Consider the following 15,465-nt stretch of genomic DNA (forward strand, 5'->3'; position numbering starts at 1 on the left):
ATCGCCGCGCTATTGCGGATAAATGCAAACGCTTGATGACATTTACCAGGGCCTGATCGACGCGGGCTCGCTGCAACCAGATGGCGCGCAACTGACGGTCTTGCCAGAATTCGACCGCATTCGCAGTGCGCTTCATACCCCAGTGAAAAAGGGGCTGTTCCGCAAGGCGCCGCCGCCGCCCAATGGGCTATATCTTTGGGGTGGTGTTGGGCGCGGCAAATCCATGTTGATGGATCTGTTCGTCGAACATATGGGCGATGTACCCGCCCGGCGCGTGCATTTTCATGCGTTCATGCAAGAGATCCACGCCGCGATGCACGAGGTCCGCAAAACCGGGGTCGAAGATGCGATTGCCCCCGTGGCCGCTGATGTCGCCGCATCGGTGCGGCTGTTGGCGTTCGACGAAATGCAGATCACCGACATCACCGATGCCATGATCGTTGGGCGGCTGTTCGAGGCGCTTTTTGCGGATGGTGTGGTGGTGGTGACCACGTCCAACAGATTGCCGGATGATCTGTATTTAAACGGGTTGAACCGCGATTTGTTTTTGCCGTTCATCGGGCTGATCAAGGACAAAATGAACGTGGTCGAATTGGCCAGCCCAACCGACTATCGCCAAGATAGGTTGGGCGGCCAGCAGGTTTATTTCACGCCCATCAACGCAGCCGCACGCCAAAGCATGGATGCGGTTTGGGATGATTTGGCCGGTGGCACGGGCACGCCGCTGGTCCTGAAGGTAAAGGGGCGCGCGGTTGAATTGTCCGCGTTTCGCAATGGCGTCGCACGCACCACGTTCCACGATTTATGTGGTAAGCCCTTGGGCCCCGCAGATTATCTGGCGCTGGCAGAGGCGGTGAAGGTCTTGTTGGTAGACGGCGTGCCTAGCCTATCGCGGGATAATTTCAACCAAGCCAAACGGTTCGTCACCTTGATTGACGCATTATACGAGGCGCGCGTGCGGTTGATCTGTTCTGCCGCCGCAACGCCCGAAATGCTATACCTCGAAGGCGAAGGCACGTTTGAATTTGAGCGCACCGCGTCGCGGTTGCGCGAAATGCAATCAGACGGGTGGGGCGCCTAGCCGTTTTCGCGCAAGACCGCACCGGCCAGATACAGCGACCCGCAAATGAGCACGCGGGCATTTGCGGCACGCGCAGTGATAGCGGCCAATGCGGCATCGACTGTGTCTGCCGTTTGCGCATCAAACCCCGCATCACGCGCAGCCTGCGCCGTATCCGCCGCGGGCAAAGTATTGGCCTCACCGGGAATAGACACAGCGATCAACCCTTCGGTGCCCTTGGCCATGGGTCGCAAATAGCCGCCGATATCTTTGGTATTGAGCATCCCGCAAATCATATACGTTGGCCGACGCGGCAAGCGAGACAGATGGTCCGCCAAGGCCGCCCCTGCTGCGGGGTTGTGGCCACCGTCCAGCCAAATTTCGGCGCCTGGCGCGGCATCACACAGCGGCCCGGTTTTCAACCGTTGCATCCGCGCAGGCCAGTGCGCGCCCGTTACTGCGGCCTCGCAGCCGGTCGGTCCAACCCCCAAACCGCGCAATACGGCCAACGCAGCCCCTGCGTTCATGATCTGGTGTGCACCGGGCAAAATGGGCCGCGGCAGATCCAACAACCCATGATCGTCCTGATACACCATGCCGTCCCGTTCGGGGGTCGCATGCCAGTGCTGACCGTAGGCCAACAGCGGCGCGCCCACCCGCGCGACCACGTCTTCGATGACATCAAGACCCGCGTCTTGTTGCCGGGCCACGACGCACGGCACACCGCGTTTGATGATACCCGCCTTTTCAAATGCGATCTTGGTGATCGTATCGCCCAGAAACTGCTGGTGGTCGATCGACACCGGCGTGATCACTGTCATCGCGGGCTGCGCGATCACGTTGGTCGCGTCCAGCCGCCCGCCCAAGCCCACCTCAAGCAACGTATAATCCGCCGGAGTACGCGCAAACGCCAGCAAGGCCGCGCAGGTGGTAATTTCGAAATAGGTGATGTTTTCGCCAGCATTGGCGGCGTAACATTCGTCCAGGACGGCCGTCAGATCTGCTTCGGTAATCAACGTACCAGCGACCCGGATCCGTTCGTGAAAGCGGGTCAAATGCGGGCTGGTGTAGGCATGCACGGTCTTGCCCGCAGCCTCGAGCCCCGCGCGGATCATCGCCTGCGTCGACCCTTTGCCATTGGTGCCCGCGATATGGATCACGGGCGGCAAATCGGTTTGCGGATTGCCCAAGGCGTCCAGCAGGCGCCACATCCGATCCAACGTCAGATCGATGATCTTGGGGTGCAACGCCATCATCCGGTCTAGGATAACGTCGGACGTGGCCGCGTTCATTTTTTGTCGGTCTTGGCGGGGGGCTCTGCGGTATCAGACAGCGCATGCGGCAGCTCTGCACCCGGTTCTGGCGGCGGTAAATCGCCCCGTACCGCGGGCGGCAATCCCAACAACATCCGAGTTATGATGATAAGTTCATCCCGCATCTGCCCACGGGATGTCACGCGGTCTAACATACCGTGATCCAACAGATATTCGGCGCGTTGGAACCCTTCGGGCAGCTTTTCGCGGATCGTTTGTTCGATCACCCGTGGCCCCGCAAAACAGATCAACGCATTGGGTTCCGCGATATGTACATCGCCCAACATAGCATAGCTGGCGGTGACCCCACCCGTCGTTGGGTGCGTCAGCACTACGATATAAGGCAGGCCTGCTTCTTTTAGCATCTGCACGGCGACCGTCGTGCGCGGCATTTGCATCAAGCTTAGGATGCCTTCTTGCATGCGTGCGCCACCCGCGGCGGAAAACAGGATCAGCGGGCGGTTCAGTTTTACCGCTTCTTGCGCGGCGGCAATGATCGCATTGCCCACATACATCCCCATGGACCCACCCATGAACGAAAAATCTTGCGCGGCGGCCACGATTGGGGTGCGGCCAATTTCGCCACAAGCGACAAGCATGGCTTCGGTCTCGGTGGTTTTCTTTTGCGCTGCCTTCAGCCGATCCGGGTACCGTTTTTGGTCGCGGAAATTCAGCGGGTCGGCCTTGGGGACGTCCACCCCAACCTCAGAAAACACCCCGCCATCAAACAGCGCAGTGAACCGGTCGCGCGGCGTTATGTGCATGTGATGGTTGCAGTTGGTGCAAACATTCAGATTGTCGGAAATCTCACGATGGAACAGCATGGTCCCGCATTCGGGGCATTTCGTCCAAAGGTTATCCGGGGTTTCGCGACGCGAAAAGATCGAATTGATCCGAGGCCGGACGTAGTTCGTGATCCAGTTCATGGTGGTTCCTTTGGGCTGCCGTCCCCCTAGTTAATGCCGTCGTAAAGAAAGTGCAATCAACGGCGCAGGGCCAAACGGGCGGCCAGCCAACTGACAACGATAAATGCGAAATCAACCGGCATCCACGACTGAACGATTTCCGCATCTGCCAACGAAAATGGCGTGAGATACAGCGCAAGGCCAGACATGTCGTCGGGCAGCGAGACGATCAAAATAGCCGTGACGTTGTTGACGAAATGCACAGCAATCGCAGGACCCAACGTACCAGCCCGCGCCGTCAGGTCCGCCATGAGCACGCCAAAAACCGTGGCCCATACGGCGATGGCCTGGGCGTTGGTGCCCGCGTCGTCCGGGATGTAGTGGCCAAGCCCAAACAACACCGAAGGCAGCAATATCCAGACGGCCGGAGACCGGAACCGCGCCGCCAATTGTTGTTGCAGATAGCCGCGAAACAACACTTCTTCGGCGCTGACTTGCACCAACACCGACATCAACGACACCGGCAAGATAACCACCCAAAGGCCTGGGTTCACGTTGGGCACCAGCGGCGCACCCATCCCCCAAGGCGGTAAAATCCAGATCGCGGCGTTGATCACAATCAAGACCGTAAACACCGCACCAAACTGTGCACAACACTGGCGCAGGTTGCCCGTCAGAGTGGTGAATTCGCGTTTATGCGCCACCTTGAGGGCAATCGCGATGCCCAACACCATAAACCCAAAACTGAACAACAACAGATACATAGCAAACGGTGTATCGCCCCGCACCAGATTTTGCGCAAAGCGTTGCGCGTTCTGGCCCTGCCAGCCGTATAACGTTTGGAAAAACGTTTGATTGCACAGCAGATATACCCCTGCGGCGATGCTCATCCCCAGCACCAACCGCCAAATTTGCGCGGTCTCCCGAACCGGAGTGATCAGCGTTTCGTGGGCCCGATACGCACTGCGCCAGAACATCAACCGCCCACCTTAGCTATCATCTTGCGCTGAGGTATCAGTGCTTTGCGGCATGCGCACCTTGGCCTCGCGCAACATTTCCGCCGCACCGGTCAAGTGGCCCGCAACCGTGCGTAGCAAGATCATCAACACATTGGTGTCCGTTTCGATCACCGACCGGAATTCATCGGCGCCAATGCGCAGAAATTTGGTCGTGTCTTGCGCCACCAGATCCAACTGCCGGGGCTCATTCAAAATAATCGCCAGATCGCCAATCAACCGGCCCGGACCCACCGCAGACACATCCCGCCAAACGCCGTCGTCGTCGTGATACCCCATCATCGCAGAGCCCGACAAACACAGATAGGCCGCGTCCGGTTGTTCGCCCTGACTAAAGATACTGGTGCCCGATTTGGCCGTGTACCACTGCGCCGAAAAGGCCAGCAACCGTTGGGATTGCGAATCAAGCCGCCCAAAAAGATCTGTCCGCGAGATCACCTGAATTTTGCGGCGCAAATCATCCGATCCGCTGTCTTCGTAACTTGCCTCTCGTTGTTCGACCCCATCAATCCGGCCATTATTGATTTCGATAAACATGTCATAGGCCGTTGGGTTTTCGAATTTATTTTCCAAAAAGATCATCGTCGCATCGGGCAACAGATCCCGCAGTTTGGCCCGTGTGCGTTTGCGGTTCGCCCCGTCATGGCTTGCCAAAACCGTGTCGAGAATCAAGACATCAGGCCGTTTGATGCCCGCACGACTAAAGGCCGCACGTTCCAGAAACACGCCGGGCAAATTTGCGCCGCCAAGGCCGGTTTTGATATCCAATATCGTTTCCGCAACCTGCCGCTTAAGACCGGATTCCGTCAGCACCTCGGCGACGAGATCTTCGACCAGTTTGCCCCGGACCCCCGCAATGGCCGAAATGCGCCCATACAACGCATTTTCCAGCAACGTCAGGCGGGGCAGGTAGTTTTCCGGCTGAACGGGGATAAACAACTCGCGCATCCGCGTGCGCATTTCTTCGCCTTTGGCTTTGCGGATCTCGACGATCTCTTGCTTGAAACTTTCGGGAAAACCCGGCCCGATTTGTTCGGCGGTGAAAGCAAAAGGCACCGTCAACAACAGCGCAAATTCTTCTTCGCTCAATGCAACGTCGCCCTTATCCCGACGCCGCAACGCAATATCCACCAACTGTTCGTACAGGTCCTCTTCGATCCCCAACGCCGTGAAAAGCGGATGTTTGGTGCCGTCCATGCCGAAGGTCTGGTGCAATGTCTCGATCAATGTCTGCGAAATCGCGATGCCTTGTTCGGCCGCGCCGATTTCGGACAACAGCCCCACCAATCCGCTCTCGCTCACCAACCGCTGTTGCGAAATTTCCCGTTTGGGCGCGGCAAACAACAGATTGCCCCCCAGCGGAATGGACGGGTTAAATTCATCCGGGTGGAACCTGTTCACAAACCGGTCCAGCCCGCTTTCGATCAGCCGCTGGTGAACGCTATCGCGCAGGTCAACAATTGCGGCGGCCAGCTCTGGGTGCAGCTCGACATCCATCTGCGACGTCAGCGTTTTGCGGAACATCAGCTCGTCCACGCCCATCGCTTCCACCAGCTGGAACCACCACCCCCGGATTTCTTCGTTTGTGTTCAGCCCGGCAAGACCGGGGTCGACCCAATCGGCCTTGATACTGTCCAAACTGTTGCCGGAACGGCGCGCCTCAATGCCCTTGCGGTCCTTGCTGTTGGGGTCCCACAACACCGTCTTGGGGCTGGATTTGAGCGGCATCAGCAGGTTGTCCCCCAGGGTGCCGTCAAACAGGTAGGGCCGTGAATGGGCGTACCCGACGCGCGCCGCGATCACCGCTTGGTGCAGTTTCGACAGGTCATGCCCGGCGATCGTCACACTGCCACGTACGGGTAAAATTTCGCGGGTCAGCAGTTCCGCCAGCGCGGTCCGTTCCACCTGGCTGTTTGCTTGAATGGCCACCCGCGCCCCGGCGGGGATTTCGAGCGATAGGTTCTCCAGCACCGCATTGCCGTCAGAATTTCGGACCGTCACATTTTGCATGGAAATGACACCATTCAGATGCGGCACCTCGGTGGGCTCGCCTTCAAACAGGGCTTCGTCGATCATGCCTTTGGGCGCGAACCGCTCCGTCACGATTTCCCAGCGCAGCGACATATCCTGCACCTGATTGTAGTAGGTCAGCAACTCTTTCCACGGGCTCGACAGGTCTTTGTAAGCCGCCAACGCCGCCACCAACGCGCCCACCGTGATATCGCCGCGAATCGCCAGATACCCCCCCGCCGAATAGAAAAAGAACGGTGTAAGCTGGGTGATGAAGTTGTTGAGGAACTTCATAAAGAATTTCTTCTGGTAGATCTGGAACCGAATTTCGAACAACCGCCCCAGCCGGTCTGTGAACCCCGCCAACCGGTACCGCAGCCCGCCATTTGTGCGCAAATCCGCAATGCCTGCCGCCGTTTCGCCGATTTCAGACGAAAAACTGCGCACCTCGACGATGCGTTTCTTGTTCAGCAGGTTGATCTGCCGCTGCAACATCGGGATCAACCACGCCTGCACCGGTATAAGCGCCACACTCGCCAGCCCGAACCAAATGCTTTGCGCGAATAAGAACGCGACGATAATCACCATCTGACCGGCCTGAAACACCGGTTGGGCCACCGCATCCCCCATCAGGCCGCCCATAGGCTCGGCCTCGGACGTCACCATGGAGACCAATTCCCCCTGGCTGGTTTTGCGGAAATACGTGCGCGGAAACCGCATCATACGGTTGATCAATGTGTACCGAAACCGGCGCAGCATACGTTCGGCCAGCACACCTTTCATGGTGTTCAGCCGCATTTTCAGCAACCCATGCACCAGCACTGCGGCCAAATAGACCAAACACAGCGCCATCAGGAATTCCGTCTGACTTAGGGTCAGGCTAAACACCTTGATCTGATCGCTGGACGCGCCGATGGCATCATTGATGATACGCTTGGGCAATTCCAACGTGGCGTACAAAAACGGGAAAGTGAACAGCGTAAAGAACAGCAAAAACAGCTGTTCGCGTTTGGAATATTTCCAGATGAACGCAAACAGAGAATATTCCATGCAAGTGCTTTCGATTTCAGCTTGGCGTCACACCTCGTGCAGCGCGTCAGGCGTGCACAGATAGGCATTTTACAAACTTAGGGTCGCAGTTACGCCAATACAAGCACACATATGGTTAACGGGTTGTGCGTATCCGAACGCTTGTGCCTTGCGGGGCCGCCGACGGTTGGCTATTCGAAGGATACGTATTTGAAGGGGGGAACCAGCCCATGACTAGCCAGCGCTTTGACAAATCCAGATTGCCCAGCCGCCATGTGACCGAAGGGCCCGCGCGCGCGCCGCACCGGTCGTATTACTATGCCATGGGCATGACCGACGAAGAAATTCACCAGCCGTTGGTGGGTGTCGCCACCTGCTGGAACGAAGCAGCCCCTTGCAACATCGCGCTGAACCGTCAGGCGCAGGCCGTTAAGATGGGCGTCAAACGCGAAGACGGCACCCCGCGCGAATTCACTACAATCACCGTCACCGACGGGATCGCCATGGGCCACGAAGGCATGCGGTCGTCGCTGGCATCGCGCGAGGCGATTGCCGATACGGTTGAATTGACCATGCGCGGGCATTGCTATGACGCGATTGTGGGTCTGGCGGGCTGTGACAAATCCCTGCCCGGCATGATGATGGCGATGATCCGTTTGAACGTGCCGTCTGTTTTCCTTTACGGCGGGTCGATCCTGCCGGGGCGGTTGAACGGCAATGACGTGACCGTACAAGACGTGTTCGAGGCCGTCGGCCAGCACCAAGCGGGCAACATGACCACCTGCGAGCTCGAAAAGCTTGAAGCAGTAGCATGCCCGTCGGCGGGGGCCTGTGGTGGGCAGTTTACCGCCAACACCATGGCCTGCGTGTCCGAAGCAATCGGCCTGGCGCTGCCCAATTCCGCAGGCGCACCCGCACCCTACGAATCTCGCGACGCCTATGCCGAAGCATCGGGTGCCGCAGTGATGCACCTGATCGAGAAAAACATCCGTGCGCGCGACATTGTCACACGCCAATCGTTGGAAAACGCCGCACGCATCGTGGCCTGCACGGGCGGATCCACCAACGCGGGCCTGCACCTACCGGCGATGGCACATGAGGCGGGCATTGATTTCTTCCTCGAAGACGTCTGCGAAATCTTCCGCGACACGCCATATTTCGTCGATATGAAACCGGGTGGCGCCTATGTCGCCAAAGATCTCTACGAGGCGGGCGGCGTGCCTGTCGTGATGAAAGAGCTGCGCAAGGCCGGTCTGATCCACGAAGATTGCATGACCGTCACGGGCTATTCCATGGGCGAAGAGCTCGACAAGGTCAGCCTAGAGGCCGACGGCCGTGTGATTTACCCGGTCGAAACACCGCTGTCGAAAACCGGCGGCGTTGTGGGCCTAAAGGGCAACCTTGCCCCCGAAGGCGCGATCGTGAAGATCGCAGGCATGGAGCCGCAGCATTTGTTGTTCACCGGCCCCGCACGAGTGTTCGAATGCGAACAAGACGCCTTTGATGCGGTGCAAAACCGCGCCTACGAGGAAGGCGACGTCTTTGTGATCCGCAACGAGGGCCCATCGGGCGGCCCCGGCATGCGCGAAATGTTGGCCACGACGGCGGCGCTGTCTGGTCAGGGGATGGGCAAAAAGGTCGCATTGATCACCGATGGCCGGTTTTCGGGCGCGACGCGGGGGTTCTGCGTGGGCCACGTGGGGCCAGAGGCAGCACACGGCGGGCCGATTGCCCTGCTGAAAAATGGTGACGTGATCACCCTGAACGCCGTCGAAGGTACGATATCTGTAAACATATCTGACGATGATATGGCAGACCGCAAAGCAGCCTGGACCGGCCCGCGCCCCACGATCTATGGCGCAGGCGCGTTGTGGAAATACGCCAAACTGGTCGGACCAACCTATCTGGGCGCGGTGACCCACCCCGGCGCCAAAGAAGAAGGCCATGAATACATGGCTCTGTAATCTGGCATCAGGCCCCTGCATCCGCGGGGGCCTTTTTCGTTCGGGCCTGCAACAGGTCTGAAAAAACACACGACCCGCTGTTATTTCCGGTTTATCCCTGCGCACGCACATCGTTACATGGACCAAGGCCAGCAACAGCGAGACAGCCACCCATGCGCAAAGGCACAGACAGCTTCTGGGGCGCCGCGATATACCATCAGGCGCTGAGCCGTTGGGCCAAGTCCGTCCGTGATGCGGGCACCATGCGGATCGGGGCGTTGCGTGCCCAACGGACCCGCGCCAGACAGTTGCGCACGCATCTTGACCGTTTCATTCATGCCGCCGATGAACGGCTCAGCAACCCAACGGGGCAACTCAACACCACGCCTTCTGTTTACAATTCGGACTGGACGTGGCGGCCAAGCCTATGGCGCGCGCGGCTTGCCGTACCGGGGCTGTCGGCGCTGGCCCAAAAAGCGCCGCTGGGGGATGACCTGTCCTTTCATCATGACTGCACCCGCTCGGAAATCACTGTCCGGCAACTGCGCAACGCATTGCCCAGCGATCAGGCGCCCTACGGGTTGCAGATCGATATCTGTCATTTCCATGGGTCGTTCTTTTCCATGGCCATCGATATCCCCAACCCCATCGGATCAGACCTGAAGCGCACCCAAGTCGTGGGTTTGCAGTGCCAGATCAACGCCGAACGCCCTTTGCGGATTTTTGCCCGGCTCAACCTGCGCCACGGTCCCAACGCAGAACAGATCACCCGCGAGGTCGACCAAAGCGGCCCCGAGGCCGAGGTTGCCTTTGATCTGGCCTTTGCCAAGCTCCATGAAGCGCGGCTCGAAAAAGCCTGGATTGATCTGATTTTCGAACATCCGCAAATGAATCAATTGATCCTGCGGGATATGGTCCTATTTCGCCACCCACGTGCGCAACTCTAACCGGGGCGACTGATGCACCAGCTGAGCGTTATAAAAACTACATTGGAAAACGGGCATTGGCATGGGCTGATATCTGGGCCGCATGGCGCCGAACCGGCGATCAGCGTCACGCATCTTGGGGTGCCAGTGCCCGATGTTGCGGTGGCCGCGGTGCCTGATGGCACTGGGTGGTCGCTAGATATTCCGATCCCCGCCACCGCGATTGCCGACGGAGTGCAGACGATCCTGATCACCGATACCCGGACCGGGATTTGCCTTGAAAGCATCACCTTAATCGCGGGTGAAATCACGGGCGATGACCTGCGTGCTCAGGTCGATTTATTGCGGTCAGAACTAGAAACGTTGAAACGCGCGTTTCGGCAGCATTGCGCCGACACCACCTAAACAAAAAGCCCCGCCACCGGGTGGCAGGGCTTGTATCATCACAGGCGTAGGCGCGGGTTATTCAACCGGCACCAGCGCGCTGAGACCTTTCAGGATATCAATGGCATAGGCCAGTTGGTAATCCTCTTCACGCAGGGCGGCTGCGGCTTCTGCCTTGTCGCGGTCTGCTTCGATCTGCTTGATCTCATCTTCTGACAAGCTGTCGTTGTTCAGGCTACCGCGCAAATCGGCCTCGGACCGCAATGCCCGTGGGCTTTCATCTTCGGCTTCATCCGCGTTGGGCCGGGTACGCGGCTGTTGCACAATGATGTCCGGAGACACGCCCAGCGCCTGAATAGACCGACCCGACGGTGTGTAATACCGCGCCGTCGTCAACCGCATCGCGCCGTCGCCGCGCAAAGGCATGACCGTCTGCACAGATCCTTTGCCAAAGCTTTTGGTGCCCACAACAATCGCGCGCCGGTGGTCCTGCAAGGCCCCCGCGACGATTTCAGATGCCGACGCAGACCCGCCGTTGATCAAAACAACAATCGGTTTGCCCTGCGCCAGATCGCCATCGGTTGCGTTAAACCGCTCGCCGTCCTGAATTTCGCGGCCCCGCGTGCTGACGATTTCGCCCTCATCTAAGAACGCATCCGATACCCGGATCGCTTGGTTCAGCAAACCGCCCGGGTTGTTGCGCAGATCAACGACGATACCGTTGATGTTGTCGATGCCACCAGCGTCTTCGATCTGCTTTTCCAAACCAGAGGCAAGGTTGGCGTAGGTTTGGTCGTTAAACGTCGTGACGCGCAACACCACGGTGTCGCCTTCCGTACGGGTGCGTACAGCTGTCAGCTTGATGGTGTCGCGGATAATCGACACGTCGAACGGTTCGGTTTCGCCTTCACGCACGATGGTGATCAAGATCTCGGACCCGACCGGGCCGCGCATCATTTCCACCGCTTCGTCGAGCGTCAGTCCCAGAACAGAATCGCCATCAACGTGGGTGATAAAATCGCCCGATTCGACACCGGCATCATCAGCCGGGGTGCCATCAATCGGCGACACAACTTTGACAAAGCCCTCTTCTTGCGTGACCTCGATACCCAGCCCGCCAAATTCGCCACGGGTTTGCACCCGCATCGCCGCCGCATCATCGGGCGACAGATAGCTGGAATGTGGGTCAAGCGATGTCAGCATGCCATCAATCGCCGCCTCGATCAGCTCTTTGCTGTCGACGTCTTCGACGTATTGGGCGCGAATACGCTCAAAGATATCACCAAACAGATCCAGCTGTTCATAGACGTTGCTGGATTTCGCGGTCTCCTGCGCCAGCAAGGGGCCAACAACCTGCGTCGTAGCGATGATGCCAGCAAGGGTGCCGCCCACAGCTGCCATGGCAAACTTTTTCATGTCTCTATCCATCCTTATCGGTTCGGAACCAGAGGCTCGGGTCCTCGGGCGCATTCTTGTCTCTTACTTCTATATAGAGCGTTTCTGACCGGCCTGTGCCAGTGTCATCACCATCAATTGACAATTCTCGCCTGCTTTGTGCGCCAGCGTCACCCATAAGACCCAGTGGCGCACGCGCGTCAATGACATCTCCCGCAGTTCCGTAAACAACACCTAAACCTGCCAAAACAAACAGCACGTCCGCCTGTGGTTCGAGAATCACCACCTGCCCCAGGTCAAGCAACGGCCCCGTATAGCGGATTGTCGCGGCCACCGGGCTGGTAACGATGGCATCGGGGCGGGTGGCCATAATGATGCCCGGTCGCGCAATGCCGGCCGCATCTGTTGCTCCGGCGCGGTGCAAAATGACCCCCTGAACCGGCAACGGCAGATCACCCTTTTCGCCACCTAGATCAACAGGCGCGGGGCGGGTCTCGTCGGCAATGACCTGCGACAAACCACGCGCAAAACTATCCAACGTGTCGGTCGATGCCAGCAAGATCGCCTCGCGGACCGGGTCTTGGGTGAACCGTTGGGGCAGCGCGGTACGTTCGGCAATGGCCTGATTTAACGCGGTGCGGGCGGCCTGCAATTCTGTCAGCCCGCCGGTCAGCTGTTCTGCGGCGTCCGTTTGCATCTGGCGCAGGGCTGTCAGGTCATCCAGATCACGACGCAAAGCGCGCGCGCTGGTGTTCAACGCGGGGGTCATTTCGGCCAACAACATACCCGACCGGACCGTCCCTATCGGCCCGCCGGGGTGCAACAAAGCCACCGGCGTTTCCTGCGACCCGATGCGCTGAAGCACCGCCAACAACGTCGCAATTTCCGCGTCGCGGGCCTGCAACTGTGCGGCCAGACGGGTCTCGCGTACGGCGGCTTGTCGCAAGCCGCTGCGCAAGGCTGCCAACCCGTCTTCAAAGGCCTGAATGGTCTCTGTCAGCGCGCGCACCCTGTCTCGTGCGGTGTCGGCGGTGTTCAATTGCTGTGCGGCGGCCTGCAACATCTGCATGGCGGCGCGCGCACGATCTACCGCATCTTGCTGGGCGGCGGCACTGACAGGCGCCAATAACGCGACACTCAGCGCCAGCCATTTCATGTAAACAGGCACCGCCCCGTCATCTCGGCAGGCGGGTCGATCCCCATCAACCGCAGGACGGTGGGCGCCAGATCGGCCAAACGCCCATCTGTCATCTGCGCGCCATCCGGGCCGCCGACCAACACCACCGGCACCGGGTTCAGCGTATGCGCGGTATGCGCCCCCCCTGTTTCGGGGTCGATCATCACATCGCAATTGCCGTGATCCGCCGTGACCACCATGGCCCCGCCCACAGCGTTCAACGCATCAAGCGCTTGGCCCAACCCATGATCAACCGCTTCGCACGCACGGATCGCCGCCTGCACATCGCCGGTGTGGCCGACCATGTCCGGGTTGGCGTAGTTCACAACGATCAGATCATACCGCGCATTGATCGCCTCAACGAGGGTCTGCGTGACCTCATCAGCCGACATTTCGGGCTGCAAATCATAGGTGGCCACATCGGGTGATTTCGGCATCTTGCGGTCTTCGCCCGCAAAGGACACCTCTTCGCCACCGTTCAGGAAAAACGTCACATGGGGGTATTTTTCGGTTTCGGCCAAACGGAATTGCCGCAGCCCTTTTTGCGCCACCCAATCGCCCAACGTGTTCACGATTTCGGGTTTCGGATACACCACCGACATATATTTGGAATGGGCCTCCGAATATTGCGCCATGCCCATCAAGGCCGCCCATTCAGGGCGCGCGCCCGTTTCAAAGGCCTCAAACCCCGGATCACCAACCGCGGCCATAATCTCGCGGGCACGATCGGCACGGAAGTTCAGGCAAAACATCGCATCGCCCGTTTTCGCGCCAGTGTAGCCACCCAGCGCCGTTGGTACGATAAATTCGTCGGTTTCATCCCGATCATAGGCCGCTGCCACCGCCGATGCTGCATCGGGCGCTGTGGCCCCTTGGGCCGTGACAATCGCGCCATAGGCTTTGGACACGCGGTCCCACCGGTTATCGCGGTCCATGGCGTAATAGCGCCCCGTCACGGTGGCAATCTGCACCCGATCTGGCAACGCGGCAGTCAATGTTTCGAAATACCCCAGCGCCGATTTAGGCGCCACATCGCGCCCATCCGTCAGTGCATGGATCACCACCGGTACGTCGGCGTCATCCAATGCGCGAACGGCGGCGATCATGTGGCTCAAATGTCCGTGCACCCCGCCATCGGACACAACGCCCAACAAATGCGCCGTCCCGCCTGTGGTTTTGAGCTGAGCAATGAACGCTTGCAGGCGGGCATTTTGCGCGAATGTGCCTTCTTCGATGGCCAGATCAATCTGACCCAGATCCATCGCCACCACGCGCCCCGCGCCAATGTTGGTATGACCCACCTCAGAATTGCCCATCTGGCCTTTGGGCAACCCAACATCGGGGCCAAAGGTTGTCAGCGTGGCATGGGGACAATCAGCCATGATCGCGTCCATGGTTGGCGTTTTTGCCAACAGCGGCGCGTTGCCATCGCGCTGGTCGCTCAACCCCCATCCATCAAGAATACACAACACAACGGGGGTCTTAGGGGTCATGGGCGGGGCTCCGGTTTGGGTGATTGGTCACCTTCTAGCGATTGTGCGCCCCGCCGTGAACCCCACACGCACCAGACAGAGACTTGCGACCCGCCAACGCATTGGTCATAACAGCATGGCAAGCCAGAGGACGTTCGCCATGCAACAGCCCCCCGAGACCAAAATCGTCGACACCTACCGGATCGCCTGTGATGGCGGCGAAGGGGCGTTAGGCCATCCGCGCGTCTGGTTGCAGATCCCCAAAGACACCGGTTGGGTGGAATGCGGCTATTGCGACTGCAAATACATCCACAAGGATTACGCGCCCAAAGACTGATCAGCTGAGGGGAATGGGGATACCGTTGCACATCAGGCGCGTATCCAAATCGCCGTTATCGGTCATGACAAACTGGTCAATGGCACGGCCTGACCATACCCGGATCTGAACGCCGTCCTCAGTCACCCCTGATCCAAACGTCGTGCCTGTCGAGGGATCAACAGAGGTGTAGGTCAGATGTCCCTGACGCCCGTCTTCGCATGCAAAACTGGCACGGCCAAAACCAAGGTCTGTATTCGACACCCAATTGCCCTCGCAGACGATCCCTTGATTTGTACGACCATAAATAAGGCCATTCGGCGCCCCGGCCCCGGTCGCGCGACCAATGAACGTGACATTGTTGCTGTCATCAAAGCAGCCGACCACCGGGACACAATACTGCGTTCCATTCGGCGGGTCATCGCAGACCGTGTTTAGGGCCCACTCCGCCGTGACGGTTGAGGCAAGAAGGGTCATTGCAGCGGTGGCTATGATACGGGATAACGTCATCGAGTTTCC

Annotated in this window: 13 protein-coding genes; 5 read left to right on the forward strand and 8 right to left on the reverse strand. The window is 59.0% G+C overall.

The window, feature by feature from the left end; genetic code table 11:
- Positions 1–22 precede the first annotated feature (22 nt).
- Positions 23–1,081, forward strand: a complete 1,059-nt coding sequence (zapE, locus tag ABJH13_RS16795) for a cell division protein ZapE (RefSeq protein ID WP_348407363.1) — start codon at positions 23–25, stop codon at positions 1,079–1,081.
- Here zapE and ABJH13_RS16800 read toward each other — a convergent pair.
- Genes ABJH13_RS16800 through ABJH13_RS16815 form a run of 4 tightly spaced genes read right to left on the reverse strand, consistent with a single transcriptional unit; the run spans position 1,078 to position 7,354 of the window.
- Positions 1,078–2,352, reverse strand: a complete 1,275-nt coding sequence (locus ABJH13_RS16800) for a folylpolyglutamate synthase/dihydrofolate synthase family protein (RefSeq protein ID WP_348407364.1) — start codon at positions 2,350–2,352, stop codon at positions 1,078–1,080. The two genes, zapE and ABJH13_RS16800, sit on opposite strands and share 4 nt — an antisense overlap.
- Positions 2,349–3,299 (reverse strand): acetyl-CoA carboxylase, carboxyltransferase subunit beta, encoded by a 951-nt coding sequence (accD, locus tag ABJH13_RS16805; RefSeq protein WP_348407365.1) that lies wholly within the window; start codon positions 3,297–3,299, stop codon positions 2,349–2,351. Before accD ends, ABJH13_RS16800 begins: the two co-directional genes overlap by 4 nt.
- Positions 3,300–3,355: 56 nt before the next feature.
- Complete coding sequence (locus tag ABJH13_RS16810; RefSeq protein ID WP_348407366.1) at positions 3,356–4,255, reverse strand: CPBP family intramembrane glutamic endopeptidase; 900 nt, start codon at positions 4,253–4,255, stop codon at positions 3,356–3,358.
- Positions 4,256–4,267: 12 nt separating this feature from the next.
- Positions 4,268–7,354 (reverse strand): ABC transporter transmembrane domain-containing protein, encoded by a 3,087-nt coding sequence (locus ABJH13_RS16815; RefSeq protein WP_348407367.1) that lies wholly within the window; start codon positions 7,352–7,354, stop codon positions 4,268–4,270.
- Between the two features lie 209 nt (positions 7,355–7,563).
- Here ABJH13_RS16815 and ilvD point away from each other — a divergent pair, with 209 nt between their 5' ends.
- The 3 genes from ilvD to ABJH13_RS16830 all read left to right on the forward strand — a co-directional run bounded on the left by ilvD (position 7,564) and on the right by ABJH13_RS16830 (position 10,607).
- Positions 7,564–9,297 (forward strand): dihydroxy-acid dehydratase, encoded by a 1,734-nt coding sequence (gene ilvD, locus ABJH13_RS16820; protein WP_348407368.1) that lies wholly within the window; start codon positions 7,564–7,566, stop codon positions 9,295–9,297.
- 152 nt (positions 9,298–9,449) lie between these two features.
- Positions 9,450–10,223, forward strand: coding sequence for a DUF6478 family protein (locus tag ABJH13_RS16825; protein ID WP_348407369.1), 774 nt, complete (start codon positions 9,450–9,452; stop codon positions 10,221–10,223).
- Between the two features lie 12 nt (positions 10,224–10,235).
- Entirely contained in the window at positions 10,236–10,607 is a 372-nt protein-coding gene (locus ABJH13_RS16830; RefSeq protein WP_348407370.1) for a hypothetical protein, read from the forward strand.
- A gap of 57 nt (positions 10,608–10,664) precedes the next feature.
- On the opposite strand, the gene ABJH13_RS16835 is transcribed toward ABJH13_RS16830, so the two are convergent.
- From ABJH13_RS16835 to gpmI, 3 genes are read right to left on the reverse strand one after another with little or no spacing between them, the layout of a single operon-like run.
- Positions 10,665–12,002, reverse strand: a complete 1,338-nt coding sequence (locus ABJH13_RS16835; protein WP_348407371.1) for a S41 family peptidase — start codon at positions 12,000–12,002, stop codon at positions 10,665–10,667.
- A gap of 4 nt (positions 12,003–12,006) precedes the next feature.
- Positions 12,007–13,149: a peptidase M23 gene (locus ABJH13_RS16840; protein ID WP_348407372.1), complete on the reverse strand. Its 1,143-nt coding sequence runs from the start codon at positions 13,147–13,149 to the stop codon at positions 12,007–12,009.
- Positions 13,134–14,651, reverse strand: coding sequence for a 2,3-bisphosphoglycerate-independent phosphoglycerate mutase (gene gpmI / locus ABJH13_RS16845; protein ID WP_348407373.1), 1,518 nt, complete (start codon positions 14,649–14,651; stop codon positions 13,134–13,136). Before gpmI ends, ABJH13_RS16840 begins: the two co-directional genes overlap by 16 nt.
- A gap of 139 nt (positions 14,652–14,790) precedes the next feature.
- Here gpmI and ABJH13_RS16850 point away from each other — a divergent pair, with 139 nt between their 5' ends.
- Positions 14,791–14,967 (forward strand): zinc-finger domain-containing protein, encoded by a 177-nt coding sequence (locus ABJH13_RS16850; RefSeq protein ID WP_348407374.1) that lies wholly within the window; start codon positions 14,791–14,793, stop codon positions 14,965–14,967.
- Here the strand turns inward: ABJH13_RS16850 and ABJH13_RS16855 are convergent, their stop codons facing one another.
- Positions 14,968–15,456 (reverse strand): hypothetical protein, encoded by a 489-nt coding sequence (locus ABJH13_RS16855; protein WP_348407375.1) that lies wholly within the window; start codon positions 15,454–15,456, stop codon positions 14,968–14,970.
- Positions 15,457–15,465 lie beyond the last annotated feature (9 nt).

The organism is Roseobacter sp. (assembly GCF_039970775.1).
In the GTDB taxonomy this organism is placed as follows: Bacteria; Pseudomonadota; Alphaproteobacteria; order Rhodobacterales; family Rhodobacteraceae; genus Roseobacter.